Here is a 26,119-nt window from a genome sequence, read left to right as displayed (position 1 = left end):
GGAAGGGGAGGGTGTTACTTGTCGTCGAGATTCAGGTGCAGGTTGTCGATCAGGCGCGTGGCGCCCAGGACAGCGGCAGCCAGGATCACCACGTCACGATCTTCAGCAGCGGCGGGGCGCAGGGTCAGGGCGTGGCGGATTTCCAGGTAGTCCGGTCGAAAACCGGCAGCAGCCAGTTGGGTCTGGCCCTGGGCAATCATTGCCGGGTAGTCGCGCTGGCCCTGGCGGATCGCTTCGGCCATCTCGCTGAGCACGCGGTAGAGTGCCGGCGCGGTGTCGCGCTGGGCCTCGTTGAGGTAACCGTTGCGCGACGACAGCGCCAGGCCATCGTCGGCCCGCACAGTCGGCTCGCCAATGATCTGGATCGGCATGTTCAGGTCACGAACCAGCGCACGGATCACCGCCAGTTGCTGGAAATCCTTCTGGCCAAATACGGCGAGGTCAGGCTGGACCATGTTGAACAGTTTACTGACGACGGTGGCCACCCCTTCGAAATGGCCGGGCCGGCTGGCGCCGCAGAGCCCTTCGGACAGCTGCGGAACGCTGACCCGGGTCTGCCCGTCCATGCCGTCCGGGTACATCTCTTCCACAGTCGGTGCGAAAAGCAGGTGGCAACCGGCCTGGAGCAGTTTCTCCTGGTCGGCGGCGAGGGTGCGCGGGTATTTATCCAGGTCCTCGCTGGGGCCGAACTGCAACGGGTTGACGAAGATGCTCGCCACCACGAAGTCGACGCGTTGCGCCGCCTTGGTCACCAGCGCCGCGTGGCCGCTGTGCAGGTTGCCCATGGTCGGAACGAAACCGATGCGTTTACCCTCGCTGCGTGCCCGCGCTACAGCGGCGCGCAGTTCGCGGACAGTCTTGACTGTATTCATGCACTGAACCCGTGTTCGCTACCTGGGAAGCTGACGTCCTTGACGGCGGTGACGTAAGCCTTGAGTGCACCCTGGATGTCACTCTGGCCGGTCATGAAGTTTTTCACGAATTTTGGTACGCGCCCGGTCAGCGACAAACCCAGCATGTCGTGCATTACCAGCACCTGACCATCGGTAGCACTGCCGGCACCGATACCAATGACCGGAATGCTCACCGCGTGGGTGATTTCTGCCGCGAGCTCGCTGGGAACGCATTCGAGCAGCAGCATCGCCGCGCCCGCCTGTTCCAGGGCAATGGCATCGGCGCGCATCTGCCGGGCCTGGTTTTCCTGACGACCCTGAACCTTGTAGCCACCGAGGATATTCACAGTCTGCGGGGTCAGGCCCATATGGGCGCAAACCGGGACGCCGCGCTCGGCCAGGAGGCGGATGGTTTCGGCGAGCCAGGCAGCACCCTCGACCTTGACCATGTGCGCGCCAGCCTGCATCAGGGCGCCGCTGTTGGCGAACGCCTGCTCGGTGGTCGCACAGGCCATGAACGGCAGGTCGGCGAGAATCAGCGCGCCTTCATTGCCCCGCTTGACGCAGGCAGTGTGGTACGCCATTTCGGCGGTGGTGACGGGCAGGGTACTGTCATGGCCTTGCAGAACCATGCCCAGGGAGTCACCTACCAGCAGCACTTCAACGCCAGCACGGCTTGCGGCCTGGGCGAAAGTGGCGTCATAGCAGGTCAACATGGTTATTTTCTCACCCTTGGCCTTGAGGCTCTGAAGGGTGGTCAGGGTTACTTCTGGCATGAAAAAGAATCCTCATTCAGGCGCTGTGAAAAACGACTGCGTACAACGCGTGTATTCATCTACTGGAACAGCACATCATCGATCGTGGTGTTTGAGTGTTACGACCGTTCCAGGCCTATTTACGCCTTCTTGTGGCGCGCGGGCGCCTTGGGACGCCTATAGTCGTGAGGGTGGGGGCTGAAGTCAATTACCCTGTTACCGCAATGTTACGAAAGCGCTGTTACGGGCGTTACCCTGTGGGGGAACGCCCGGTTACAGGCGCTCCAAGCCGACGAACGGGCAATCTGCCAGCAGCTTGGCAAGGGGGCGCTGGTCGGCCAGTACGAAACTTTCCGGCACCAGTTCGGCCAAGGGGTAGAGAACGAAGGGGCGCGCCTGCATGTGGTAGTGCGGCACTTTCAGGCGCGGCACATCGATTACCTGGTCGCCGTACAACAGGATATCCAGGTCCAGGGTGCGCGGGCCCCAGCGTTCTTTGCGTTCGCGGCCCTGGGCGGCTTCGATGGCCTGCAGGCTGTCGAGCAGTGCCAAGGGCGCAAGGCCGGTTTCCAGCGCGGCAACGGCATTGGTGTACCGCGGCTGGCCCGGTGAAAGCGACTCGCTGCCATAGAACGCAGAAACCGCTGTCACCTGGGTTTCGGGCAGCTGGCGCAGGGCGTCGAGTGCGCTGCGCAACTGCGACTGCGGTTCATCCAGGTTGCTGCCCAGGCCGATATAGACGCGCTCCATGCGTTACTCGCCCGCGCCGCCGTCAGCGCGTTTGCGCTTGCTCGGGCTGCGCTTGCGTTTGCGCGGCGCGCTACCTGCACCTTCGTCGCGGCTACCCAGATCGCGGATCATGTCGCGACGCTCGCTGTCGTTGCTGTCCTGGTAGTCAGTCCACCATTGGCCGAGGCCGTCGGTTTCTTCGCCAGCGCTTTCACGCAGCAGCAGGAAGTCGTAGCCGGCACGGAAGCGCGGGTTATCGAGCAGCAGGTCAGCACGCTTGCCGCTGCGACGTGGCAGGCGCTCCTGCATGTCCCAGATCTCGCGGATTGGCAGGGTGAAGCGCTTGGGAATCGCGATGCGTTGGCATTGCTCGCTGATCAGCTCGTGGGCGGCCTCGTTCATCGCCGGAATCGGTGGCATGCCACGACTCTGCAGGCGCAGCGCGCGCCCAGGCAAGGCAGGCCACAACATGGCGGCAAACAGGAAGGCCGGGGTTACCGGTTTGCCCTGCTTGATGCGCAGGTCGGTGTTGATCAAGGCCTGGCTGATCAGGGTGTGGGTGTAGGTCGGGTGTTCTTCCAACGCCTCGGCACTGGCCGGGAACAGTGGGTCGAACAACTGCAGGTCGACCAGCATTTCGAAAGTGTCGGCAGCATGCCCGGAGAGGAACAGCTTGAGGGACTCTTCGAACAGGCGGGCGGCCGGGATCTCGCGCAGCATCGGCGCCAGGTCGCGGATCGGCTGCACGGTGTGCTTCTCGATACCGAAATTGAGCTTGGCAGCGAAACGCACGGCACGCAGCATGCGTACCGGGTCTTCCTGGTAGCGCTGGGTCGGGTCGCCGATAAGGCGGATCAAACGATTGCGGATGTCGTGTACGCCATTGGCGTAATCGAGGATGCGCTCGCTGACCGGGTCGTAGTACAGGGCGTTGATGGTGAAGTCGCGGCGTTGCGCGTCTTCTTCCAGGGTGCCATAGACGTTGTCGCGCAGAATTCGCCCACTCTCGTTACGCGACGAGGTGTGGCTGTCTTCGGCTTCGCTTTCCGGGTGGTTGGCGCGGAAGGTGGCGACTTCAATGATTTCACGGCCGAAATGGATGTGAACCAGTTTGAAGCGGCGGCCGATGATGCGCGCATTACGGAATTCGGCACGAACTTGTTCGGGGGTGGCGCTGGTGGCGACGTCAAAGTCCTTGGGCGTGATGCCCAGGAGCTGGTCGCGGACGCAGCCGCCGACCAGGTAGGCCTGGTAGCCAGCATTTTGCAGGCGCTCAACGATGCTCACCGCATGACGACTGAACTGGCCACGTTGCAGCGAATGTTGACCGCTATTGATCACTTCAGGCGTGGTGCGCTTGTGGTGCGGACCACGTACGGGAGGACGGAACGACTGGAACAGCTTCTTCAGCATGGGATGCACTGTTTGAAGGAATGTTCGGCCAAAAACGAAGAATGGCCGCATGATGGGCGTGGATTCTAGCATTTACTGGGGGGATGGTGTAGGCGGTAGCAAAGCGGGGTGATGCGAGGGGGGAGAAACTACAAGGGGAGCCGAAGCTCCCCAAGAAGTAGTTGCGTGCTCTTATTGTTTTTTTGCCGGGCTTCTTGTTTTTGTTGAGTGCCCTATCCACAAAACGCAAAGCTTGTGGACGATCTCCCTAACCGGGATTCAAGAGCAAACGGATTGCTTTGGTCGCTGAGGTTGCAATGATCGTGTGATCCAACCAGTTCAGGCCCTGCTTGAGTGCAGTTTTTATTGTTCTCTGCCTGGTTGTGGGGCAAGCCCCAAAAACAACTCCTCTCCAAAAGAATCAGTTAGCTGCGCCTCCGCCGTCTTGTTCTTATTGTGCGTGAGCCGATTCGTCTTATTTTTATTGTCTTTTGCAGTGCTTGTTATTGTTCTTGTACCAAACATATAGCAGGTGCCGTGCCAACTTTTGCAAACCCCAGTAAAACAAGGGGTTGGAGCGATTTTGCAGGCCTGGGTGGGCAAAAAAAAGCCGGGGTTTCGTTACCGTAAGCCCCGGCTTTTGTTACGAGATTGTGGCGAGGTAACAGTTTTTTCACATTTCGTTCTGTTACCGCATTTCTCCGCACACATGGCTGAAAGGTATCAGCTGTCGCTGGTGGCACCGCTCTTGCGCCGCGGGATGCCCAGGCGTTGACGACGTTCCCACAGGCACTTGCGGCTGACGCCCAGTTTGCGTGCCAGTTCGGTCTCGGTCATGTGGTCCTGATGCTCGAGTACAAAGTGCTGGAAGTAGTCTTCAAGCGACAGGTCTTCGGTCGGCTCATGGCTGGTGGTGCTGGCCGAGCTGCCGTTGCCTGGCAGGCTGGCGAACGGCTCGTCGTCGTCGAGGTCGCTGAGTTCGATATCGATACCCAGCAGGTCGGCGGAAATTTCCGGGCTCTCGCACAGAATAACGGCGCGCTCCACGGCGTTTTCCAGTTCGCGGACGTTACCGGGCCAGGAATAATGACGGATGGCTTGTTCGGCATCATGGCCGAAGCGCAGGTCGTTACGGCCGATACGGGCGCTTTGTCGGGCCAGGAAGGCATTGGCGATCTCGTTGACGTCAGCACCGCGTTCGCGCAGGGCCGGCAACTTGAGTGCAATCACGTGCAGGCGGTAATAAAGGTCTTCGCGGAACTGGCCGACTTTTGCCAGGTTCTTCAGGTCACGGTGGGTGGCCGCGATCAGGCGCACGTCGACCTTTTGCGATTGCACCGAACCGACACGGCGGATCTCGCCTTCCTGGAGTACCCGCAACAGGCGCGCCTGGGCTTCGAGCGGCAGTTCGCCAATCTCGTCAAGGAACAACGTACCGCCGTCAGCCGCTTCGACCAGGCCCGCACGACCCGCGCTGGCGCCGGTGAATGCACCTTTTTCGTGGCCGAACAGCTCCGACTCGATCAGGGTTTCCGGAATGGCCGCACAGTTCACCGAGATCATCGGTGCCTTGGCACGGCGCGAAAGGTTGTGCAGGGCGCGAGCCACCAGTTCCTTGCCGGTCCCCGACTCACCCTGGATCAGCACATTGGAATCTGTAGGCGCGACTTTGCGGATCTTGCTGTACAGGTCCTGCATCGGCGGGCAGGAACCGATGATGCCGATTTCGCCATTGGCGGCAGTGTGGCTGCCTTTTTCCGCGCTGCCAGTCCTGCCATTGCCGCGTGCTTCGGCAGGTACTGCCGGAGCGTTCTGGCGATCACGCAGGATGCGCGCTACCGCCTGGAGCATTTCATCATGATCGAAAGGCTTGGCGATGTAGTCCACTGCGCCCATCTTCATCGAATCAACAGCAGAGCGCAGGCTGGCGTAGCTGGTCATGATCAGCACCGGGGTGCCCTGTCCGAGCTTGATCAGCTCGGTACCCGGGGCGCCGGGCAGGCGCAGGTCGCTGACAATCAAGTCGAAGGTGGCAATGCTGAAGCGTTCCTGGGCTTCCTGTACCGAGCCGGCCTCGCTGACCTGGTACTGGTTCCGTTCGAGCAGTCGACGCAGCGCCGAGCGGATGATGGTTTCGTCTTCGACGATCAGAATGTGCGGCATTGATTCAATTCTCTCGACGGTCTCAGTTCACAGCGGACGTCGCTACGACATGGCGCGGCAGGGTCACACGGATCCGGGTGCCTCGCTGGCTCTGTATATCGGCCGGGCTGTCGATGGTGATTTGTCCATAATGCTCTTCCACGATGGAATAGACCAGAGCAAGCCCCAGTCCGGTCCCTTCGCCCGGGTCCTTGGTTGTGAAGAACGGTTCAAACAGACGATCCATGATGTTTTTCGGAATACCGCTGCCTTCGTCTTCGACGATCAGGTCAACGGTATGCTCGCTCGCTTCGCTCTTGACCCGCACGGCGCTGCCGGGCGGTGAGGCGTCACGGGCGTTGGAGAGCAAGTTGATCAAGACCTGGGCCAGACGTTGCGGGTCGCCATCGACCCAGTGCTCGGGGTCGCACAGGTTGAAGAACTGCACTTCGAAGTTGCGCCGGTTCAGGGCCAGCAGACCAATGGCGTCCTGGGCGACTTCAGCCAGGCACACCGGTTCGTCACTGTGCTGATGGCTGCCGGCATGGGCAAAGCTCATCAGCGACTGGACAATGCGTGAAATGCGTTTGGTCTGCTCAAGGATCTGGCTGCTCAGCTCGGTAATTTCACCGTCGTCTTCGCGTTCTTCGCGCAGGTTCTGGGCGAGGCAGGCGATGCCGGTGACCGGGTTGCCGATTTCGTGAGCCACCCCGGCCGCCAGGCGGCCGATACTGGCCAGGCGCTCGGAGTGCACCAGCTTGTCTTCCAGGGCCTGGGTTTCGGTGAGGTCCTCGACCAGTACCACCAGGCCACTGTTACCCGGTGCCAATGGCTCGTCGATGGCCGCCTTGTGCAGGTTGAGCCAGCGCGTCTGGCCATCCAGGCCCAGGCGTTGTTTGTGCAAGTGCTCATCAGGCACGGTGATAAAGCCCAGCAGCAACCCGCGCCATGGCTCGCTGATGGTGGTCAGGCGTGAGCCGACCACGCGCTTGGCCGCAATGCCGGTGAGCTCTTCCATGGCCTTGTTCCACATCAGGATCTCCTGATCCTTGGCCAGTGAGCAGACGCCCATCGGCAACTCCTGCAACGTCTGGCGGTGGTAGCGGCGCAGCGCGTCGAGTTCGGCGGCAAGGCCGGTCAGGCGCGAGTGGTAGTCTTCCAGGCGGCTTTCGATGAAGTGAATGTCTTCGGTAACGTAATTCTCGTTGCCTGATTTGTACGGCAGGAAGGTTTCGACCATGTCCTGGGCCACGCTTGGGCCCATCAACCCGGAAAGGTTGGCTTCGATACGGTCGCGCAAGCGACGCAAGGCATAGGGGCGACGCTCGTCGAAGGGCAGGTAGAGGTCACGCAGGGCCTGTTCCACTTCTTTTTGGGCAGCCTTGGCGCCCAACGGTTTGGCCAGTTGCGTGGCGAACTCCTGGGGGGATGCGGCGTGCAGTTCGCGGCGTTGTGGGCGGCGGACGTTGTCCACGGCGCAGGCCTCGGCGGCACTTACTTCTTCGGTGCTGGCGTTGGTGAACAGGGAAATCAGGGTGAACAGCAGCACATTTGCGGCCAGCGAGGCGATCGCCGCCATGTGCCAGCTGGTGTCGTCGAGCACATAGATCATGTTCAGCAGCGGGATGTAGAAGCCCTGCAGGTTGCCCACCAGTGGCAACAGCATGGTCACCATCCACACCAGAATCCCCGCCAGCAACCCGGCAATGAAGCCGCGGCGATTGGCCGTCGGCCAGTAAAGCACCGAGAGCACGCCCGGCAGGAACTGCAAGGTAGCAACAAAGGCGACGATGCCGAGGTTGGCCAGGTCTTGCTGGCTGCCCAGGGTCAGGTAGAAGCCGAAGCCGGCGGCGATGATCGCAACGATCAGCGCCCGGCGGGTCCACTTCAGCCAGCGGTAGATGTTGCCTTCGGCCGGTGGTTGGTACAGCGGCAGCACCAGATGGTTGAGGGCCATGCCGGAGAGTGCCAGTGTGGTGACTATGATCAGGCCACTGGAGGCCGACAACCCGCCGACATAGGCGAGCAGTGCCAGGGCCTGGTTGTTGGCCGCGATCCCCAGGCCCAGAGTGAAGTACTCGGGGCTGGTGCTGGCGCCCATCTTCAGGCCCGCCCAGAGGATCAGCGGTACGGCCAGGCTCATCAGCAGCAGGAACAGCGGCAGGCCCCAGCTGGCGCTTACCAGCGAGCGCGGATTGAGGTTTTCGGTAAAGGCCATGTGGTACATGTGCGGCATGACGATGGCCGAGGCGAAGAACACCAGCAGCAGCGTTCGCCACGGGCCTTCCTGCAGCGGAGTGTGCAGCGCGGCCAGGGCAGTCTGGTTCTGCAGCAGCCACACTTCGAGCTGATGCGGGCCGCCGAATACGCCGTACAGGGCATACAGGCCAATACCGCCCAGGGCCAGCAGCTTGATCACCGATTCAAAGGCAATGGCGAACACCAGGCCTTCGTGTTTCTCCCGGGTCGCGATATGCCGCGAGCCGAAAAAGATGGTGAACAGGGTAATCAGTGCGCAGAAGGCCAGAGCAACCCGCGCCTTCACCGGTTCGCCGGTGAGGATGCTGATGGAGTCGGCGACAGCCTGAATCTGCAAGGCCAGCAGCGGCAACACACCGATGAGCATGAATATCGTGGTCAGTGCACCGGCCCAGGTGCTGCGAAAGCGGAAGGCAATCAGGTCGGCGAGTGACGACAGCTGATAGGTGCGGGTGATCTTGAGAATCGGGTACAGCAGTACCGGGGCCAGCAGGAACGCGCCGGACACCCCCAGGTAACAGGCCAGGAAGCCGTAACCGTACTGGTAGGCCAGGCCGACCGAGCCGTAGAACGCCCAGGCACTGGCGTAGACACCCAGTGACAGGGTGTAGGTCAGGGGGTGGCGAATGATCGAGCGCGGGATCATGCCGCGTTCACTGATCCAGGCCACGCCAAACAGCACCAGCAGGTAGGCGGCGCTGATCAGGATCATCTGGGTCAGGCTAAAGCTCATCGGCATCACGTTGGCTCTGCAGGATAAAGGTCACGACGATCAGGATCAGCCAGAGCAGGTAAGGGCGATACCAGGCTCCGGTGGGCTCGATCCACCAGTCCATGATGGCCGGGGAGAACAGATAGATCCCCACGACCAGAAGCAGGACCAAACGATAGATATACATGCTGGCCTCAAAGGTTAGGGCGCTGCGGCTTGGACTTATTATTGGCGCAAATGGCTGCGGCGATGGTAACGGATGGGTTGACGACTGCAAGCGGCCTCGCGCGATTTGCCCAAAGATTTGAATTTATTGAGCTTTCTTTGCGCAGGCCGATCAGTGCAATTGTGCTTCGGGCAACGTATGGCAGCGCGCAATGGCGCTGCTTGTCCATTGTCGCGCAGCATGAGCCAGTACTTCCTCCGGGCGTGCCTGGACCATCGCCGGGTCGGTGACCTGCCCCAGCGCGCGCAGGGCACGCAGGATCAGCGGCGTGGCCTGTTCGGGCGGCAGCGGCGCGGAACGGTAACTTTTGCCCAGTTTGTGGCCGTCGGGCTGGGTTATCAATGGCACATGCAGGTAGCGTGGTTGCGACAGGCCCAGCAACTCCTGCAGGTACAGCTGGCGCGGAGTGTTGTCGAGCAGGTCGGCGCCCCGCACGATGTCGGTCACGCCTTGCCAGGCATCATCCAGTACGACGGCCAGTTGATAGGCATAAAGACCGTCGCGCCGGCGAATGACGAAATCACCGACCTCGCGGCCCAGGTGTTGCTCGAAGGGGCCCTGTACCCTGTCTTCGAAGCGGTAGATCAATTCCGGGACGCGCAGGCGAATGGCAGCATCGTGCTGGGCATGCCCGGCGTTGCGGCAAAGGCCAGGGTAAATGCCGTTATAGCCTTCCAGCTGTTTGCGCGAGCAGGTACAGGCGTAAGCCAGCCCCATGGAGAACAGGCGCTGGACGACTTCGGCGTAGGCATCGTGGCGTTGGCTCTGGTAGGTCACCTCGCCGTCCCAAACCAGGCCATAGCTTTCCAGCGTCTGCAGGATGGCGGCCTGGGCGCCGGGGGCTTCGCGCGGCGGGTCGATATCTTCCATGCGCAGCAACCAACGGCCGCCCGCTGCCCGTGCGTCGAGCCAGGAGGCGAGGGCGGCGACCAGCGAGCCGAAATGCAGGAAGCCGCTGGGGGTGGGGGCGAAGCGCCCGACATAGCTGGTGTGATTCATGACAACGCCGAAAAGTCAGTGGTGCACAAATGAAACGGGGCGCCCATGGCGCCCCGTTCAGGTCGGTCAGCTATCAGCCTTTGCCGACGGTTTTTTCCTTTTTCTCCGCCAGTTCCTTGCAATCGAAGCACAGGTCAGCGGTTGGACGGGCTTCAAGACGTCGCAGGCCGATTTCTACGCCACAGGCGTCGCACCAGCCGTACTCTTTGTCCTGAATCTTCTGCAGGGTCTTGTCGATCTTCTTGATCAGCTTGCGCTCGCGATCGCGGTTGCGCAGCTCCAGGGCAAACTCTTCTTCCTGGCTGGCGCGATCGGCTGGGTCAGGGAAATTGGCCGCTTCGTCCTTCATGTGGTCCACAGTCCGGTCCACACTGGTCATCAGCTCTTGCTTCCATGCCCCGAGAAGCTTGATGAAGTGCTTGCTCATGGGCTCGCCCATGTACTCTTCACCCTTGGTTTCCTTATAGGGCTCGACGCCGTACATGGTCTGACTGGCTTTCTGCTTTTCTAGGGTGGACATGTATAGACCGCCTCTCACTCTTGTAATCCATTGCGCAGGCTGCTCCATCTCCGGCGCCCGCCGGCCCTGCGACTGCGAGCCGCCGAACTTACCAGATCGAATCGGGGCGCGCTACTCCCGGTTGCCTTCGTAGTAGACAGCGGGTTTAGCCACACGTTCGTCTCGGCACATGGGTAGAATCATTATTCTAGACCCATTTGAGAGAAGGCTGATGGCCCAGTCCTACAGTGCGCGCAGCCGCGCCATAGAACCCTTCCACGTTATGGCCCTGCTGGCGCGCGCCAACGAGTTGCAGGCCAGCGGTCACGATGTGATCCACCTGGAGATCGGCGAGCCGGACTTCACCACCGCCGCGCCGATTGTAGAAGCGGGCCAGGCTGCCCTGGCTGCCGGGCATACCCGCTACACTGCAGCGCGCGGTTTGCCTGCGCTGCGCGAAGCCATTTCCGGCTTTTACCAGCAGCGTTACGGGCTGAATATCGACCCGCAGCGCATCCTCATCACCCCGGGTGGCTCAGGTGCCTTGTTGTTGGCCAGCAGCTTGCTGGTCGACCCGGGCAAACACTGGTTGCTGGCCGATCCTGGCTACCCGTGCAACCGTCATTTCCTGCGCTTGGTCGAAGGTGGCGCGCAGCTGGTGCCGGTGGGCCCTGAGGTCAACTACCAGCTCACGGCAGACCTGGTCGAGCGCTACTGGGATCAGGATACGGTCGGTGTCCTGGTCGCCTCCCCGGCGAATCCAACCGGTACCGTGCTTGACCGTACCGAACTGGCTAGCCTGTCTGCCGCTACCCGTGCTCACAATGGCCATCTGGTGGTCGATGAGATTTACCACGGGCTGACCTACGGCATGGACGCCGCCAGCGTGCTGGAAGTCGATGATCACGCGTTTGTGCTGAATAGTTTTTCCAAGTATTTCGGCATGACCGGCTGGCGGCTCGGCTGGCTGGTGGCGCCGCCGGCCGCCGTCGGGGATCTGGAGAAACTGGCCCAGAACCTCTACATCAGTGCCCCGAGCATGGCGCAGCAGGCCGCACTGGCTTGCTTCGAACCGCAGACCCTGGCCATCCTCGAAGAGCGCCGCGCCGAATTTGGCCGGCGCCGCGACTTCCTGTTGCCTGCCTTGCGTGAGCTGGGCTTCCGCATTGCCGTGGAGCCGCAAGGTGCGTTCTATCTGTACGCCGATATCAGCGCCTTTGGCGGTGACGCCTTTGGGTTTTGCCAGCACTTTCTTGAAACCGAGCATGTTGCCTTCACCCCGGGTCTGGACTTTGGCCGCTACCAGGCTGGCCACCACGTGCGCTTTGCCTACACGCAGAGCCTGCCGCGTCTGGAGCAAGCGGTTGAACGCATTGCCCGGGGTTTGCGGAGCTGGCAAGGCTGATGCGATTTTCTCCCGAACTTGAATGTGGGCGTTTGCTGCGTCGCTACAAGCGTTTCCTCGCGGACATCGAACTGGCCAATGGCGAGCAGATCACCATCCACTGCCCCAATACCGGTTCCATGCTCAATTGTATGGTGGAAGGCGGGCAGGTCTGGTTCAGTCGCTCCAACGACCCTAAACGCAAATTGCCCGGCACCTGGGAAATCAGCGAAACCCCGCAAGGGCGGCTGGCTTGCGTGAATACCGGGCGGGCCAACGCGCTGGTCGAGGAGGCCCTGCTGGCCGGGCGCATAGCCGAGTTGGCCGGGTTTACCGGGTTAAAGCGTGAAGTGCCTTATGGTGAAGAGCGCAGCCGCATCGATTTTCGTCTGGATTTCGATCAGGGACCGGCCTATGTCGAGGTCAAGAGTGTGACCCTGGGCTTCCCCGGTTCGACGGTAGCGGCGTTTCCTGATGCCGTGACCCAGCGCGGGGCCAAGCACCTGCGTGAGCTGGCTGCGCTTGCCCGTCAGGGGGTGCGCGCGGTGCAGCTGTACTGTGTGAACTTGAGCGGAATTGATGCGGTGCGCCCGGCACAGGAGATCGATGCCGCCTATGCCGCGGCGTTGCGCGCAGCAGTGGCTGACGGGGTGGAAGTGTTGGCCTACGGTACGCGTATCGATGCTGAAGAGGTGATCATCGACCGTGCCTTACCGGTGCTGCTCACTCCGTGAGCCAGATACCCTGGCTGTCTTCCAGGCAGCCCAGGGCAATCAATTGCTCACCTTCGCAGGGGCCAGCCACGCACTCGCCGGATTCGATCAGAAACAGCGCGCCATGCAGACTGCAGGCAATCAGGCTGGCGCTGCTGTCGAGAAATTGGTCAGGTTCCCAGTTCAGCGCAATACCGCGGTGGGGGCAGCGATTGCGATACAGGTAGACCTGCCCGGCACGGCGCACGGCAAACACCGAAGTGTCGTCGACGGTAAAACCGCGACTGCGGCCTTCAGCCAGTTCGTCGGGTGAACAGAGAAATTGCATGGTCTTGGGGTGCCTGCTTGAACGGAGCGCAACGGACGCTTTATACCCGGTGCTTCGAGGGTTATCCACCCAAGTAGCCTCAGTAACATCCGGACCCTCGGCAGACGCGAAAAATCCGGGCAAAAAAAGACCCGGCAAAAAGCCGGGTCAATAACCGTGATTAGCCTGATGAGGAGATAATCTGAAAGTCCGAACCAGGGGCCTTCATCTTACCCAACCGATCTCGCGACCAGTTGTGATAATCATAACGATTCTCATTACGATGTCAATTGTCTTGACTCGTTATTTTCAATTATTTTTTCTCAGGGTCTTGGCATCCAGTTGTTGATTGAGGGCTTCTTTGCGTTCAGGCGGAATATCGTTCCAGTGCATATCCAGCAACGCGCCTTCGATGGCGTACAGCAGCACCTTGGAAGCCCGAAACCCCCGGGTACGCACCGCCTGGTAGGCATTCACCGCGCCAAGGCGGCGTAGATCCGAAGCGCTGTGGATGCCTACCGCATGCAGCCACTGCGCGGAGGTCTTGCCAAGGTTTTTCAGATGCTGAAGTTCATCGTTCATCAAGCCTCCTTGCGACGGCTGAACGGGTCTTGTGAAGGTATCGCTGGCAGGTCAATGAGCAGTGTAGCGGCACTTGGAAAATACGCGGCTTTTTGCCATCGCTCCGCCGACGGGTAGCCGACAACAACCCGCCAGGCCGCAGCTGGCGGGGGAGGGAGAGCGCTTAGCGAGTGCGGTAGCGCAGGCGGGTGCCGAAATTTACCGACATCAGAATTTCATCGGCGCTCAGCTCGGCAGGGAAGTAAGTACCGGAGATCTGCGCGTGGGAAAGGCTTGCCCCTTCGAGGCCGTTGCCGCGCAGGTCCAGTCCGCGCAGGTCGGCGGCGCGAAAGTAGGCGTCGGTGAAATCGATACCGGCGGTGTCCAGTTCACGCAGGTCAAGGCCACGAAAGTCACCCCCGCGAAAGTCGATGACAGTGTCCCGAGGCTTTTCGCGATTGAAGCTGGCGATCTGTTCATCATGCACCAGTGCGTACAGTGCGCTGTCCAGTTGCCGTGGCTGATTCATAAGGCGCCTCCTTGTTTGGACTTATGGTGACACTATAGTGCCACCACTCAGGAGGCGCCCGGATTCAGGTATGAAGTGTCGACTGCTTCACGTCCTGAAGGTGATCAGAGCCCTGGCAGGCGCTGACGGATTTGCCCGACCAGTTGGTCGAGGCTGCCGCTTTCGTTGGTTTCCACGCGCTTGCTTTGCAGCAGTTCTTCGGCGTTCAGCGGGTCACGGCTGGCGTGTTGTGCCTTGATGACGTCCAGGGTGGCGTCCGACGGATCGTTCTGTTCGGCCTGACGCTGTGCCAACCAGCTGGCGATGACGGCATCGGGGGCGTTGCAGTCGAGGATCAGGAACGGCACGCCGGTCTCGCTGGCAACGTGTGCCGCAGCCTGGCGTTGCGCGTGCTTGAGGTAGGTGGCATCGATCACCACCGGGAACCCGGCGCGCAGGACAGTCTCGGCCAGTGTGTGCAGGTGGGCGTAAGTGGCCTGGCTGGCGTCTTCGCTGTAGATGCCAGCTTGCAGTTGGCCGGCGCTGGCGGCTGCCTGCTCACCGAACAAGCGCTTGCGCTCAACATCCGAACGCAGGCGTACGGCGCCCAGCGCATCGACCAGACGCATGGCTACATGGCTCTTGCCGACGGCGGAAACACCGTGGGTAATGGCCAGGAAGCGGGAAGGGATCGCGCTGTAGCTCTCGGCGAGGTTGGCGTAGTTACGGTAAGTGCGCAGGGTAGTAGCGCGCTGCACCGCATCGGCGTCGGCGCCCATGCTGAACAGGGCTACCTTGGCGCGCACCAGGGCGCGGTAGGCTTTATAGAAGTTCAGCAGTTCAAGGCCTGCATAGTCACCGGTCAGCTCCAGGTACTGGCTGACGAAGCGACGCGACAGCGATTTCAGGCCGCGGTCTTCCAAGTCCATCGCCAGGAAGCCGACATCGGCGTAGACGTCGGTCAGGCGGAACGGCTCGTTGAACTCGATGCAGTCGAAGATCACCACCTTGCCATCGATCAGGGTGGCGTTGCCCAGGTGGATGTCGCCGTGGCATTCACGGATGAACCCTTCGGCTTTGCGCGTTTCGAACAGACCATGCAGGCGTTTGAAGTTGTCCTCGGCCCAGGCTTGCAGCGCATCGAGTTGCTGCAGGTCGGCCTTGTCGCTCAGGAACGGACGGATCTGTTCGAAGTTCTGCGATACAGGCGCCATCACCGCGTCCGGGGTACCCAGCGGGTGCTCCACGGCAACCTTTGGCGCATCGAGGTGGAAACGCGCAATCTGCCCGGCCATCTGGTCAATGTGTTCGGCAGTCAGTTCACCGTTGGCCTGCAGCGTGCTGAGCATCTGGCTCTGCGGGAACTGGCGCATTTTCAGTGCGTATTCGATCGGCTCGCCTTCGCCGCCCAGTTGCGGTGCTTCAGCGCTGCCGGTGATCGGCAGTACGTCCAGGTACAGACCTTCGGTCAGGCGCTGGTTCAGGCGCAACTCTTCGTTGCAGAAGTGTTTGCGCGCAGACAGCTCGGTGAAGTCGAGGAAGCCGAAGTTCATCGGCTTCTTGATCTTGTAGGCGTAGTCGCCCGTCAGCACCACCCAGGAAATATGGGTTTCGATAACCTGGAAGTCCTTGACCGGGTGGGGAAACAGGGCGGGGTTCTGCAGCGCGGCGATCAAGACTTGGCTCACGGGCGATCCTTGTGGGTCTGGGTGATTTTGAGTCGGCCATTATGGCGGCAAGCGAGGGATGTGCAAACCGCCGGAGGGCGCCTGTCGATGATCGATAAAGTGCGTATAATCCGCCGCCATGACTCGTACCCGATCTCCCCGTACCCCGAAAAAACGCCCGTCTGGCCGCTCGCGCGCCTGGCTGGGCTGGGCCATCAAGCTCAGCCTGGTCGGCCTTGTGGTACTGGCCGGTTTTGCCGTTTACCTCGACGCTGTGGTCCAGGAGAAGTTCTCCGGCAAGCGCTGGACCATCCCGGCCAAGGTGTATGCCCGGCCGCTGGAGCTGTTTGTCGGCCAGAAGCTGAGCAAGGCTGACTTCCTTATTGAGCTCGATGCCCTTGGCTATCGCCGCGAAAGCGTGGCCAATGGCCCGGGCGCCGCAGCGGTCAGTGGCAATACCGTCGATCTGAACACCCGCGGCTTTCAATTCTATGAGGGCATGGAACAGGCGCAGGCAGTTCGCGTGCGCTTTTCCGGTGACTATGTTGCAGGCCTGAGCGGTATCAATGGCTCCAAGCTCGACGTCGTGCGCCTGGAGCCCCTGCTGATCGGCGGCCTGTACCCGAAGAACCTTGAAGATCGCATCCTGATCAAGCTCGACCAGGTGCCGCCGTATCTGCTCGAAACCCTGGTGGCCGTGGAAGACCGCGACTTCTATAGCCACTTCGGTGTGTCGCCCAAGTCGATTGCCCGTGCCGTCTGGGTCAACACGTCTTCGGGCGCCATGCGTCAGGGCGGCAGTACCCTGACCCAACAGCTGGTCAAGAACTTCTACCTGACCAACGAGCGTAGCCTGAGCCGCAAGCTGACTGAAGCGATGATGGCCTTGCTGCTGGAGCTGCACTACGACAAGCGCGAGATTCTCGAGGCGTACCTCAACGAGGTGTTCATCGGCCAGGATGGTCAGCGTGCGGTGCACGGCTTCGGCCTGGCCAGCCAGTTCTTCTTCAGCCAGCCACTGTCTGAACTGAAGCTGCATCAGGTGGCGTTGCTGGTCGGGATGGTCAAGGGACCGTCGTATTACAACCCGCGCCGCTATCCGGAGCGTGCCACCGTACGGCGTAACCTGGTACTCGACCTGTTGGCCGAGCAAGGCGTGGCCACTCCCGAGGCGGTGGCTGCTGCGAAGAAAATGCCATTGGGTGTGACCAAGCGCGGCAGCCTGGCCGATAGCTCGTTCCCGGGATTCCTCGATCTGGTCAAACGCCAGTTGCGCCAGGATTACCGCGACGAAGACTTGACCGAAGAGGGGCTGCGCATCTTCACCAGCTTCGACCCGATCTTGCAGATGAAGTCCGAATCGGCCATGGCTGAAACCTTCAAACGCCTGGCCGGGCGCAAAGGCGCTGATGAGGTCGAGGCCGCGATGGTTGTGACCAACCCGGAAACCGGTGAGGTGCAGGCCTTGATCGGCAGTCGCCAGGCAGGTTTCGCGGGGTTCAACCGGGCTATTGATGCGGTGCGGCCGATCGGCTCGCTGGTCAAGCCGGCGGTGTACCTGACCGCCCTGGAAAAACCGAGCAAGTACACCCTGACCAGTTGGGTTCAGGATGAACCGTTCTCGGTCAAAGGTGGCGACGGCCAGGTATGGCGGCCACAGAACTACGATCGCCGTTCCCATGGCACCATTTATCTGTACCAGGGCCTGGCGAACTCCTACAACCTGTCGACGGCCAAGCTGGGCCTGGAACTGGGCGTGCCCAATGTACTCAAAACCATAGGGCGCCTGGGCGTGAACGTGGACTGGCCGGCATTCCCGTCGATGCTGCTGGGTGCTGGCGGCATGTCGCCGATGCAGGTCGCGACCATGTATCAGACCCTGGCCAACGGTGGCTTCAACACGCCGATGCGCGGTATTCGCAGCGTATTGACCGCCGAGGGCGAACCGCTCAAGCGCTACCCGTTCCAGATTCAGCAGAGCTTCGATCCGGGGGCCATCTACCTGGTCCAGAACGCCATGCAGCGGGTGATGCGCGAAGGCACCGGCCGCTCGGTCTACAGTGTGCTGCCGAGCTCACTGAACCTGGCCGGTAAAACCGGTACCAGTAACGATTCGCGCGACAGCTGGTTCGCAGGTTTCAGTCAGGATCTGCTGGCCGTGGTCTGGCTCGGTCGTGACGACAACGGCAAGACACCGTTCACCGGTGCCACGGGTGCACTGCAGGTATGGACCAGTTTCATGCGCAAGGCCGACCCGCTACCGCTGGACATGCCGTTGCCTGACAACGTGGTCCAGGCCTGGGTCGATCCGCACACCGGGCAGGGTTCTGATGGCAGTTGCCCGGGGGCCGTACAGATGCCGTATATTCGCGGCAGTGAACCGCCTGCCGGCGCCGCCTGTGGCGGCACGCAGGATCCCGCCGAGTCCGTCATGGACTGGGTCAAGGGCTGGATGAATTAAGCACTAGGCAACGAGGGTGTGACGTGAACAAGTGGTTGTTTCCTGCCTTGACGGCATTGGCTTTGCTCAACGGTTGTGCCAGCGTTCAACGCGGCTCGATCCCTGTGGTTGACTCCAGCACTCGCGTGTCCAACAGCGAGCGGGTCACAGCCAATCGTGCTGCCCAGGCCAACGCCGGCACGCGCCAGGCCCAGGCCGTGCCTCAGGATTCCGGCGTCACCGTGATGGTCCCGCAAGGGGCGGGCGCGGCGCCGATCCAGACTTTCCCGGCCTCGACGGCACCTGCGCCGATCAGCACCGGGCCGATTACACCAGGTCCCAGCACTGCCGCGCCGTTTGACAGCGGTTCGGCCAACGGCGGCAGCTACACCATGCCTAGCACCGCCCCGAGCGCCCCTACCGGCATTCCGCGCAGTGCTGCCCCCAGCGGTGGTCTCTCGGCAGACGAACAGCTTGATGGCCCGGTACTGGCGTTGCTGACCACCGCTCAGCAACAGCAGGGCAGTGGTGACTACAACGGCGCCTCGTCCAGCCTGGAGCGCGCCCAGCGTATCGCCCCGCGCGAGCCGCAGGTGCTCTACCGCCTGGCCCAGGTACGCCTGGCCCAGGGTGATGCCGCGCAATCCGAGCAACTGGCGCGTCGCGCCCTGACCTACGCCAACGGTCGCCCCGACCTGCAGGCCGGGCTGTGGAACATCATTGCCCAGGCCCGTGAGAAACAGGGCGACTCGGCCGGTGCGGCGCTGGCGCGGCAAAAAGCCCAGGTCAGCCTCTGATGGACCCGCGCATTCTCGATATTGCCGATCACCTGCTGCTGATCGAGCACGAGCTCCACGCCCAGGGCTGGTGGAGCGATGTGTCGCCAGGCGCCCAGGCACTGGCCAGTACCGTGCCCTTCGCCGTCGACAGCATGGACTTCGCTCAGTGGTTGCAGTGGATTTTCCTGCCGCGGATGAAAGAAATTCTCGAGAAGGGCCTGCCGTTGCCAAACGCATCGGGCATCCTCGTCATGGCTGAAACGGTATACGTGGATCGCCCGGAGGAAAGTCGCGAGCTACGCAGGCTGCTAGCAGAGTTTGACCAATTGATCAGTCCATCTGCCTGAATTTCCCTCTTTTACCCCTTAGAGCCACAGATTGTGGCTCTTTTTGTTTGTATTGTTTGTTTTTCTGCTGCTGTCTTTGGCAATAGTGGTGGCGACGGTTCGTCCTTGCGATAAATTGGCAATAATTTTTCTTGACTTGCGCGCGCCGAAAAAGAAGAATCCAGATTCCGCTGTAGAGGGACTGCCAGAAGCAGACCCGCTAAGCAGATCATGAGGCGCACACCCGCGCCGACCTGTTACACCCCGCAACGCGTTACCTCGCGCTGGGTGGGAAAACCCCGCAACACTTTGGGGCGCTCCCAATACTTGCTCAGTCAGTGCTGACGTAGTCGGCGATTCCGTCGCTCATGCTCTGCTTGGCAGTAAACCTATTAAGACCCGTCCACCGTGGGCGGTATTCTGGCGTTTTAGAGGTGAACAACGTGGAGCTTTTATCTGGCGCTGAGATGGTCGTCCGCTTTTTGCGTGACGAAGGCGTTAAGCACATCTACGGGTACCCTGGTGGTGCTCTTCTTCATGTTTACGATGCCCTGTTCAAAGAACCGGAAGTCAGTCATATCCTGGTTCGTCACGAGCAGGCCGCTACCCATATGGCGGACGGTTATGCCCGTGCCACCGGCAAAGCCGGTGTGGTACTGGTAACTTCCGGTCCGGGCGCGACCAATGCCATTACCGGCATTGCAACTGCCTATATGGATTCCATTCCGATGGTCATCCTCTCCGGTCAGGTGCCTAGCACCATGGTCGGTACCGATGCCTTTCAGGAAACCGACATGATCGGTATTTCCCGGCCGATCGTGAAACACAGCTTCATGATCAAGCACGCCTCGGAAATCCCGGAAGTCCTGAAAAAAGCCTTCTACCTCGCGCAGTCCGGCCGTCCGGGCCCGGTTGTGGTCGATATCCCGAAAGATATGACCAACCCGGCGGAGAAGTTCGAATACGTCTACCCGAAAAAGGTCAAGCTGCGTTCCTACAGCCCGGCCGTTCGTGGTCACTCCGGACAAATCCGCAAGGCCGCCGAAATGCTCCTGGCCGCCAAGCGTCCAGTGGTCTATGCCGGTGGTGGCGTGATTCTCGGTGGTGGCTCCGCTGCCCTGACCGAAATCGCCCAGATGCTCAACCTGCCGGTCACCAACACCTTGATGGGCCTGGGTGGCTATCCGGGTACCGACCGCCAGTTCCTCGGCATGCTCGGTATGCACGGCAGCTACACCGCCAACCTGGCCATGCACCACGCCGATGTGATCTTCGCTGTCGGTGCGCGCTTTGACGACCGCGTTGTAAACGGTCCGGCCAAGTTCTGCCCGAACGCCAAAGTTATCCACATCGATATCGACCCGGCATCGATCTCCAAGACCATCAAGGCCGACGTGCCAATCGTAGGTCCGGTCGACAGCGTCCTGACCGAAATGGTTGCGACCTTGCGCGAAATCGGCGAACTGCCGGAAAAAGCGGCAATCGATGCCTGGTGGAAGCAGATCGAAGAGTGGCGTGGCGATCGCGACATGTTCCCTTACGACAAGGGCGACGGTAACGTCATCAAGCCGCAGACCGTCATCGAGACCCTGTGCGAAGTGACCAAGGGCGATGCCTTCATCACCTCCGATGTCGGTCAGCACCAGATGTTCGCGGCGCAGTACTACCGCTTCAACAAACCCAATCGCTGGATCAACTCCGGCGGCCTGGGCACCATGGGCTTCGGTTTCCCCGCGGCCATGGGCGTGAAGCTGAACTTCCCGGACCAGGACGTTGCCTGCGTTACCGGTGAGGGCAGCATCCAGATGAACATTCAGGAACTGTCGACCTGCCTGCAGTACGACCTGCCGGTGAAGATCGTCAACCTGAACAACGGTGTATTGGGTATGGTCCGCCAGTGGCAGGACATGGCCTACAACAGCCGTCACTCGCACTCCTATATGGAATCGCTGCCTGACTTCGTCAAGCTGGCTGAGGCCTATGGTCATGTGGGCATTCGCATCACCAGCCTGAAAGACCTCAAGCCCAAGCTCGAAGAAGCGTTCGCCATGAAAGATCGCCTGGTGTTCATCGACATTCAGGTCGACAACAGCGAGCACGTCTACCCGATGCAGATCAAAGACGGCTCTATGCGCGATATGTGGCTGAGCAAGACGGAGCGTACCTAATCATGCGGCACATTATTTCCCTGCTGTTGGAAAACGAACCCGGTGCCTTGTCTCGCGTGGTTGGTCTGTTCTCGCAGCGTAACTACAACATCGAAAGCCTGACCGTAGCGCCAACCGAAGACCCGACCCTGTCGCGTCTGACATTGACCACGGTCGGTCATGATGAGGTGATCGAACAGATCACCAAAAACCTGAACAAGCTGGTTGAAGTCGTCAAGCTGGTCGACCTCTCGGAAAGCGCGCACATCGAACGTGAACTGATGCTGGTGAAGATCAAGGCCACGGGCGCTCAGCGTGCCGAGATCAAGCGCACCACCGATATCTATCGTGGGCAGATCGTCGATGTCAGCAGCAGCGTCTATACCGTTCAGCTGACTGGCGCCAGCGATAAGCTTGACAGCTTCATTCAGGCCATCGGTACCGCGTCCATTCTCGAAACAGTGCGCAGTGGCGTCACCGGCATTGCCCGTGGCGACAAAGTGCTCAGCATCTAACTCAAAAAATTAGCGATGGCCCTAAAGGGCCGAGATAACAGGGGTATTTTCATGAAAGTTTTCTACGACAAAGACTGCGACCTTTCGATCATCCAGGGCAAGAAAGTTGCCATCATCGGTTACGGCTCCCAGGGCCACGCTCAGGCGTGCAACCTGAAAGACTCCGGTGTGGATGTCACTGTCGGTCTGCGTAAAGGTTCGGCCACCGTTGCCAAAGCCGAAGCTCACGGCCTGAAAGTTGCCGATGTAGCCTCCGCTGTTGCCGCTGCCGACCTGGTCATGATCCTGACCCCGGACGAGTTCCAAGGCCAGCTGTACAAGAACGAAATCGAGCCGAACATCAAGAAAGGCGCCACCCTGGCCTTCTCCCACGGCTTCGCAATTCACTACAACCAGGTTGTGCCACGTGGTGACCTGGACGTGATCATGATCGCGCCAAAAGCGCCAGGTCACACCGTACGTTCCGAGTTTGTCAAAGGCGGCGGTATCCCTGACCTGATCGCTATCTACCAGGACGCCTCGGGCAACGCCAAAAACGTTGCACTGTCCTACGCTGCAGGCGTTGGTGGCGGCCGTACCGGCATCATCGAAACCACCTTCAAGGACGAGACCGAAACCGACCTGTTCGGCGAACAAGCCGTTCTGTGTGGCGGTACCGTCGAGCTGGTCAAAGCCGGTTTCGAAACCCTGGTTGAAGCGGGCTACGCGCCAGAAATGGCTTACTTCGAGTGCCTGCACGAACTGAAACTGATCGTTGACCTCATGTACGAAGGCGGTATCGCCAACATGAACTACTCGATCTCCAACAACGCCGAATACGGCGAGTACGTGACCGGCCCTGAAGTCATCAACGCCGAATCCCGTCAGGCCATGCGCAACGCACTGAAGCGCATCCAGGACGGCGAATACGCCAAGATGTTCATCAGCGAAGGCGCTACCGGCTACCCATCGATGACCGCCAAGCGTCGTAACAACGCCGCTCACGGCATCGAAATCATCGGCGAGCAACTGCGCTCGATGATGCCTTGGATCTCGGCGAACAAAATCGTCGACAAAGCCAAGAACTAATCGGCTTTTGATGCGATGGAAACGCGGCTTCGGCCGCGTTTTTTCGTTTAGGCGGTCAGCTTCTGGTATAAAGCTTCATCGTCTGTCGGCGAACCCTCGCCGCAGACTTCTGTCGAAACTTTCCACACCGTTGCAAGGTAATGTCCATGAGCGAACGTCCCGAAGAGCCGAACAAGGCCTCTGACGCCGAAAGCCTGCTACCGATCGATGAGCATGTTGAAGAAGGGCATGACGCCGAAGGACGCAAGGTTCGGCACCGCGGCATCTATCTGCTGCCCAACTTGTTCACCACTGCGAACCTGTTCGCTGGTTTCTATTCCATCATCAACTCCATGAGTGCCCAGGCGGCCCTCAGTGCGGGCGACCCGCGAGAGGCAAGCAAGTACTTTGCCTTTGCTGCCATTGCCATTTTCGTTGCCATGGTGCTCGACGGCCTCGACGGCCGTGTGGCGCGCATGACCAACACCCAGAGTGCCTTTGGTGCCGAGTACGACTCGTTGTCGGATATGGTCGCCTTCGGTGTAGCTCCAGCCCTGCTGGCCTTCGGCTGGGCCCTGGGTGACATGGGTAAGGTCGGCTGGATGGTTGCCTTCATCTATGTCGCGGGTGCGGCGCTGCGTCTGGCGCGTTTCAACACCCAGGTCGGCACCGCCGACAAGCGCTACTTCATTGGCCTGGCAAGCCCGGCAGCGGCGGGTGTTGTGGCCGGTACCGTCTGGGCATTCAGCGACTACGGCATCCAGGGTTCGAAGCTGTCGTTCCTGGTGGCGTTGCTGGTGGCCGCGGCAGGTATGCTGATGGTCAGCAACATCAAGTACAACAGCTTCAAAGAGCTGGACCTCAAGGGCCGTGTACCATTCGTAGCGATCCTCGCGGTGGTGCTGGTGTTCGCGGTAGTCTTCAGTGACCCACCGCGCATTCTGCTGCTGGTGTTCCTCGGCTACGCGGCCTCCGGACCGGTGCAGTACCTGCTGCGCATCCGTCGGCGGAAAAACATCGAGTGATGTAATTTCATTCGGGCTCCGTAGTCTACTGGTGCATCAGTCCTCCAGTTCTACGGAGCCACCATGCTTATCAAGCTGTCCAAAGCCTCCGATTGCCAAGAGTCGGACGTCACTCCCGAATCCCTGTATGTATCCCGTCGCGCGTTGCTGGGTGGCTCAGTTGCTGCCGTGGCCGTTTCTGCATTGCCGCGTTGGGCGAGTGCAGGGGAGATGTCACGCTACGCCGATGTCGAGGCGAGCACCGCTCCGGCCTGGTTTGCAGACAAGCTTGGCGCTACCCGCTGGCAGGCGATTACCGCCCCGGGGGAAGCGATCGCCCCCTATAAAGACGCCACGCACTACAACAACTTTTATGAGTTCGGGACCGACAAGGGTGACCCGGCGGCCAATGCCGGCAGCCTGAAAACCGAACCCTGGACGGTGGTGGTGGACGGGGAGGTGGGTAAGCCCGGGCGCTATGCGCTGGAAGACTTCATGACGCCTTACCAGCTGGAGGAGCGCATTTATCGCCTGCGTTGTGTCGAAGCCTGGTCAATGGTCATACCCTGGCTCGGCTTTCCCTTGTCGGCGTTGCTCAAACAGGTGGAGCCGACCTCGAAGGCGCGCTACATCCGTTTCGAAACCCTGCAGGACCCCAAGAGCATGCCGGGCCAGCGTTCCAATTTTGCCCTGATCGACTGGCCTTATATAGAAGGCCTGCGCCTTGATGAGGCAATGAATCCTTTGGCGATCCTGGCGGTTGGCATGTACGGCCGCGAGCTGCCCAACCAGAACGGTGCGCCGCTGCGCCTGGTGGTGCCCTGGAAGTATGGCTTCAAGAGCATCAAGTCGATTGTGCGTATCAGCCTGGTGGCAGAGCAGCCGCGTACCACGTGGCAGGCCATTGCGCCGGAGGAGTATGGCTTCTATGCCAACGTCAATCCGGAAGTGGATCACCCGCGCTGGACCCAGGCCCGGGAGCGGCGACTGCCCAGCGGGCTGTTCAGTCCCAATGTGCGCCCCACACAGATGTTCAATGGCTATGCCGAGGAAGTCGCGGGGCTCTACAGTGGGCTCGACCTGAGGAAGAACTACTGATGCGTTATCCACTGTTTCGCCTTGGCATTTTTATCCTGGCGAGTATCTGGCCGTTGTGGTGGCTGTATGAGGCGGCCATGAGTGCACTGGGGCCGGACCCGGGCAAGATCCTCGTTGATCGCCTGGGGTTGGGCGCGCTGATCTTTTTGCTGATTACCCTGAGCATGACGCCGCTACAGCGTTTGACCGGTTGGGCGGGGTGGATCGTTTCGCGCCGGCAACTGGGGTTGTGGTGCTTTGCTTATATAGTGCTGCACATGACCTCCTATATGTTCTTTGTCCTGGGGTTGGACTGGGGGCAGTTGGGCGTGGAGTTGAGCAAGCGGCCGTACATTATTGTCGGTGCGTTGGGCTTTCTTGGGTTGCTGGCGTTGGCTGTTACCTCCAATCGTTACAGTCAGCGCCGCTTGGGTGCGCGCTGGAAGAAGTTGCACAAGCTGGTTTATCTGATTCTAGTGTTGGGTTTGTTGCACTTTCTATGGATAGTGCGGGCCGATCTCAAGGAGTGGGTTGTGTATGCGGGTATTGGCGCGTTTCTGCTGGTGCTGCGTATCCCGGTGTTTGCCAAGCGAATCCCGCGCCTTGCGAGTCGAAAAACAGCTTCTGTAACAAAAGCTTGAATAAGTGCTTGACGCCCCTGCAGATCTCTCTATAATTCGCCCCACTTCCGGCGCAGTCGGAGCGGAAAACTCCTTGAGATTCAATGAGTTAGATGTTCCAGGTAGTACCGGAGGGGCTTCGATCGAAAGATCGGCAGCGGTGAAAAAGGTGGTTGACAGCGGATTGAAACGCTGTAGAATTCGCCTCCCGCTGACGAGAGATCGCAGCGAGTTAAGCGGTTGAAGTTGAAAGAGAAATTCTGAAAAACTTCAAAATAAACGCTTGACAGGCACTGAGGAAAGCGTAGAATGCGCGCCTCGGTTGAAGCGAAAGACTTCAACCACCGCTCTTTAACAATCGAATCAAGCAATTCGTGTGGGTGCTTGTGACTCAGACTGATAGTCAGAAAGATTATCA

Annotated in this window: 24 protein-coding genes; 11 read left to right on the top strand and 13 right to left on the bottom strand. The window is 60.4% G+C overall.

Annotation, left to right across the window (positions count from 1 at the left end):
• Positions 1 to 14: 14 nt before the first annotated feature.
• From panC to dksA, 9 genes are all read right to left on the bottom strand, one after another.
• Positions 15 to 872, bottom strand: a complete 858-nt coding sequence (gene panC / locus DM813_RS08580) for a pantoate--beta-alanine ligase (RefSeq protein WP_128322998.1) — start codon at positions 870 to 872, stop codon at positions 15 to 17.
• Complete coding sequence (gene panB, locus DM813_RS08575; protein WP_128322997.1) at positions 869 to 1,669, bottom strand: 3-methyl-2-oxobutanoate hydroxymethyltransferase; 801 nt, start codon at positions 1,667 to 1,669, stop codon at positions 869 to 871. The genes panC and panB overlap by 4 nt, the downstream gene beginning before the upstream one ends.
• 252 nt (positions 1,670 to 1,921) lie before the next feature.
• Positions 1,922 to 2,398, bottom strand: coding sequence for a 2-amino-4-hydroxy-6-hydroxymethyldihydropteridine diphosphokinase (gene folK, locus DM813_RS08570; RefSeq protein ID WP_128322996.1), 477 nt, complete (start codon positions 2,396 to 2,398; stop codon positions 1,922 to 1,924).
• Between the two features lie 3 nt (positions 2,399 to 2,401).
• Positions 2,402 to 3,790, bottom strand: coding sequence for a polynucleotide adenylyltransferase PcnB (locus tag DM813_RS08565; protein ID WP_164897220.1), 1,389 nt, complete (start codon positions 3,788 to 3,790; stop codon positions 2,402 to 2,404).
• 702 nt (positions 3,791 to 4,492) lie between these two features.
• The gene (locus tag DM813_RS08560) at positions 4,493 to 5,932 is read right to left on the bottom strand and encodes a sigma-54-dependent transcriptional regulator (RefSeq protein ID WP_128322994.1); all 1,440 of its coding nucleotides are present in this window, start codon (positions 5,930 to 5,932) and stop codon (positions 4,493 to 4,495) included.
• Positions 5,933 to 5,954: 22 nt separating this feature from the next.
• Positions 5,955 to 8,909: a sensor histidine kinase gene (locus DM813_RS08555; protein ID WP_164897219.1), complete on the bottom strand. Its 2,955-nt coding sequence runs from the start codon at positions 8,907 to 8,909 to the stop codon at positions 5,955 to 5,957.
• Positions 8,893 to 9,069, bottom strand: a complete 177-nt coding sequence (locus tag DM813_RS08550; protein ID WP_003250005.1) for a hypothetical protein — start codon at positions 9,067 to 9,069, stop codon at positions 8,893 to 8,895. The genes DM813_RS08555 and DM813_RS08550 overlap by 17 nt, the downstream gene beginning before the upstream one ends.
• Positions 9,070 to 9,219: 150 nt before the next feature.
• On the bottom strand, positions 9,220 to 10,107 hold the full coding sequence (gene gluQRS / locus DM813_RS08545; protein WP_128322992.1) for a tRNA glutamyl-Q(34) synthetase GluQRS: 888 nt from the start codon (positions 10,105 to 10,107) through the stop codon (positions 9,220 to 9,222).
• A gap of 73 nt (positions 10,108 to 10,180) precedes the next feature.
• Positions 10,181 to 10,627, bottom strand: coding sequence for an RNA polymerase-binding protein DksA (gene dksA, locus DM813_RS08540; protein WP_128322991.1), 447 nt, complete (start codon positions 10,625 to 10,627; stop codon positions 10,181 to 10,183).
• Positions 10,628 to 10,838: 211 nt separating this feature from the next.
• Between dksA and DM813_RS08535 the strand changes: the two genes are divergently transcribed.
• Positions 10,839 to 12,011, top strand: a complete 1,173-nt coding sequence (locus tag DM813_RS08535) for a pyridoxal phosphate-dependent aminotransferase (RefSeq protein ID WP_128322990.1) — start codon at positions 10,839 to 10,841, stop codon at positions 12,009 to 12,011.
• Positions 12,011 to 12,724 (top strand): DNA/RNA nuclease SfsA, encoded by a 714-nt coding sequence (sfsA, locus tag DM813_RS08530; RefSeq protein WP_128322989.1) that lies wholly within the window; start codon positions 12,011 to 12,013, stop codon positions 12,722 to 12,724. Before DM813_RS08535 ends, sfsA begins: the two co-directional genes overlap by 1 nt.
• Here the strand turns inward: sfsA and DM813_RS08525 are convergent.
• From DM813_RS08525 to DM813_RS08510, 4 genes are all read right to left on the bottom strand, one after another.
• Positions 12,714 to 13,031: a Rieske (2Fe-2S) protein gene (locus DM813_RS08525; RefSeq protein WP_128322988.1), complete on the bottom strand. Its 318-nt coding sequence runs from the start codon at positions 13,029 to 13,031 to the stop codon at positions 12,714 to 12,716. The genes sfsA and DM813_RS08525 overlap by 11 nt on opposite strands.
• A 288-nt stretch (positions 13,032 to 13,319) precedes the next feature.
• Positions 13,320 to 13,592 (bottom strand): TfoX/Sxy family protein, encoded by a 273-nt coding sequence (locus tag DM813_RS08520; RefSeq protein ID WP_128322987.1) that lies wholly within the window; start codon positions 13,590 to 13,592, stop codon positions 13,320 to 13,322.
• Positions 13,593 to 13,755: 163 nt separating this feature from the next.
• A complete protein-coding gene (locus DM813_RS08515; RefSeq protein WP_128322986.1) occupies positions 13,756 to 14,100 on the bottom strand; it encodes a pentapeptide repeat-containing protein in 345 nt (114 codons plus the stop codon).
• A 104-nt stretch (positions 14,101 to 14,204) separates the two neighbouring features.
• On the bottom strand, positions 14,205 to 15,767 hold the full coding sequence (locus DM813_RS08510) for an AAA family ATPase (protein WP_128322985.1): 1,563 nt from the start codon (positions 15,765 to 15,767) through the stop codon (positions 14,205 to 14,207).
• Positions 15,768 to 15,885: 118 nt separating this feature from the next.
• Between DM813_RS08510 and mrcB the strand changes: the two genes are divergently transcribed.
• The 9 genes from mrcB to msrQ all read left to right on the top strand — a co-directional run bounded on the left by mrcB (position 15,886) and on the right by msrQ (position 25,722).
• Positions 15,886 to 18,207: a penicillin-binding protein 1B gene (gene mrcB, locus DM813_RS08505; RefSeq protein WP_128322984.1), complete on the top strand. Its 2,322-nt coding sequence runs from the start codon at positions 15,886 to 15,888 to the stop codon at positions 18,205 to 18,207.
• Between the two features lie 23 nt (positions 18,208 to 18,230).
• A complete protein-coding gene (locus DM813_RS08500; RefSeq protein ID WP_128322983.1) occupies positions 18,231 to 18,983 on the top strand; it encodes a tetratricopeptide repeat protein in 753 nt (250 codons plus the stop codon).
• Positions 18,983 to 19,312, top strand: coding sequence for a YqcC family protein (locus DM813_RS08495; RefSeq protein ID WP_128322982.1), 330 nt, complete (start codon positions 18,983 to 18,985; stop codon positions 19,310 to 19,312). Before DM813_RS08500 ends, DM813_RS08495 begins: the two co-directional genes overlap by 1 nt.
• A gap of 422 nt (positions 19,313 to 19,734) precedes the next feature.
• Positions 19,735 to 21,459, top strand: coding sequence for an acetolactate synthase 3 large subunit (locus DM813_RS08490; RefSeq protein ID WP_128322981.1), 1,725 nt, complete (start codon positions 19,735 to 19,737; stop codon positions 21,457 to 21,459).
• 2 nt (positions 21,460 to 21,461) lie between these two features.
• Positions 21,462 to 21,953, top strand: a complete 492-nt coding sequence (gene ilvN / locus DM813_RS08485; RefSeq protein ID WP_010223016.1) for an acetolactate synthase small subunit — start codon at positions 21,462 to 21,464, stop codon at positions 21,951 to 21,953.
• A 51-nt stretch (positions 21,954 to 22,004) separates the two neighbouring features.
• Complete coding sequence (gene ilvC, locus DM813_RS08480) at positions 22,005 to 23,021, top strand: ketol-acid reductoisomerase (protein WP_128322980.1); 1,017 nt, start codon at positions 22,005 to 22,007, stop codon at positions 23,019 to 23,021.
• A 146-nt stretch (positions 23,022 to 23,167) separates the two neighbouring features.
• Positions 23,168 to 24,025 (top strand): CDP-diacylglycerol--serine O-phosphatidyltransferase, encoded by an 858-nt coding sequence (gene pssA / locus DM813_RS08475; protein ID WP_028944488.1) that lies wholly within the window; start codon positions 23,168 to 23,170, stop codon positions 24,023 to 24,025.
• 63 nt (positions 24,026 to 24,088) lie between these two features.
• Entirely contained in the window at positions 24,089 to 25,102 is a 1,014-nt protein-coding gene (msrP, locus tag DM813_RS08470; RefSeq protein WP_128322979.1) for a protein-methionine-sulfoxide reductase catalytic subunit MsrP, read from the top strand.
• Complete coding sequence (gene msrQ, locus DM813_RS08465; protein ID WP_128322978.1) at positions 25,102 to 25,722, top strand: protein-methionine-sulfoxide reductase heme-binding subunit MsrQ; 621 nt, start codon at positions 25,102 to 25,104, stop codon at positions 25,720 to 25,722. The genes msrP and msrQ overlap by 1 nt, the downstream gene beginning before the upstream one ends.
• Positions 25,723 to 26,119 lie beyond the last annotated feature (397 nt).

The organism is Pseudomonas alkylphenolica, assembly GCF_004025535.1.
Taxonomy (GTDB): domain Bacteria; phylum Pseudomonadota; class Gammaproteobacteria; order Pseudomonadales; family Pseudomonadaceae; genus Aquipseudomonas; species Aquipseudomonas alkylphenolica_A.
This window is presented reverse-complemented; position numbering and strand designations above follow the sequence as displayed.

Excerpts from the sequence above, each read along its gene's own strand:
- panC (WP_128322998.1), bottom strand. The coding sequence starts at position 872 with ATGAATACAGTCAAGACTGTCCGCGAACTGCGCGCCGCTGTAGCGCGG.
- panB (WP_128322997.1), bottom strand. The coding sequence starts at position 1,669 with ATGCCAGAAGTAACCCTGACCACCCTTCAGAGCCTCAAGGCCAAGGGT.
- folK (WP_128322996.1), bottom strand. The coding sequence starts at position 2,398 with ATGGAGCGCGTCTATATCGGCCTGGGCAGCAACCTGGATGAACCGCAG.
- DM813_RS08565 (WP_164897220.1), bottom strand. The coding sequence starts at position 3,790 with ATGCTGAAGAAGCTGTTCCAGTCGTTCCGTCCTCCCGTACGTGGTCCG.
- DM813_RS08560 (WP_128322994.1), bottom strand. The coding sequence starts at position 5,932 with ATGCCGCACATTCTGATCGTCGAAGACGAAACCATCATCCGCTCGGCG.
- DM813_RS08555 (WP_164897219.1), bottom strand. The coding sequence starts at position 8,909 with ATGCCGATGAGCTTTAGCCTGACCCAGATGATCCTGATCAGCGCCGCC.
- DM813_RS08550 (WP_003250005.1), bottom strand. The coding sequence starts at position 9,069 with ATGTATATCTATCGTTTGGTCCTGCTTCTGGTCGTGGGGATCTATCTG.
- gluQRS (WP_128322992.1), bottom strand. The coding sequence starts at position 10,107 with ATGAATCACACCAGCTATGTCGGGCGCTTCGCCCCCACCCCCAGCGGC.
- dksA (WP_128322991.1), bottom strand. The coding sequence starts at position 10,627 with ATGTCCACCCTAGAAAAGCAGAAAGCCAGTCAGACCATGTACGGCGTC.
- DM813_RS08535 (WP_128322990.1), top strand. The coding sequence starts at position 10,839 with ATGGCCCAGTCCTACAGTGCGCGCAGCCGCGCCATAGAACCCTTCCAC.
- sfsA (WP_128322989.1), top strand. The coding sequence starts at position 12,011 with ATGCGATTTTCTCCCGAACTTGAATGTGGGCGTTTGCTGCGTCGCTAC.
- DM813_RS08525 (WP_128322988.1), bottom strand. The coding sequence starts at position 13,031 with ATGCAATTTCTCTGTTCACCCGACGAACTGGCTGAAGGCCGCAGTCGC.
- DM813_RS08520 (WP_128322987.1), bottom strand. The coding sequence starts at position 13,592 with ATGAACGATGAACTTCAGCATCTGAAAAACCTTGGCAAGACCTCCGCG.
- DM813_RS08515 (WP_128322986.1), bottom strand. The coding sequence starts at position 14,100 with ATGAATCAGCCACGGCAACTGGACAGCGCACTGTACGCACTGGTGCAT.
- mrcB (WP_128322984.1), top strand. The coding sequence starts at position 15,886 with ATGACTCGTACCCGATCTCCCCGTACCCCGAAAAAACGCCCGTCTGGC.
- DM813_RS08495 (WP_128322982.1), top strand. The coding sequence starts at position 18,983 with ATGGACCCGCGCATTCTCGATATTGCCGATCACCTGCTGCTGATCGAG.
- ilvN (WP_010223016.1), top strand. The coding sequence starts at position 21,462 with ATGCGGCACATTATTTCCCTGCTGTTGGAAAACGAACCCGGTGCCTTG.
- ilvC (WP_128322980.1), top strand. The coding sequence starts at position 22,005 with ATGAAAGTTTTCTACGACAAAGACTGCGACCTTTCGATCATCCAGGGC.
- pssA (WP_028944488.1), top strand. The coding sequence starts at position 23,168 with ATGAGCGAACGTCCCGAAGAGCCGAACAAGGCCTCTGACGCCGAAAGC.
- msrP (WP_128322979.1), top strand. The coding sequence starts at position 24,089 with ATGCTTATCAAGCTGTCCAAAGCCTCCGATTGCCAAGAGTCGGACGTC.
- msrQ (WP_128322978.1), top strand. The coding sequence starts at position 25,102 with ATGCGTTATCCACTGTTTCGCCTTGGCATTTTTATCCTGGCGAGTATC.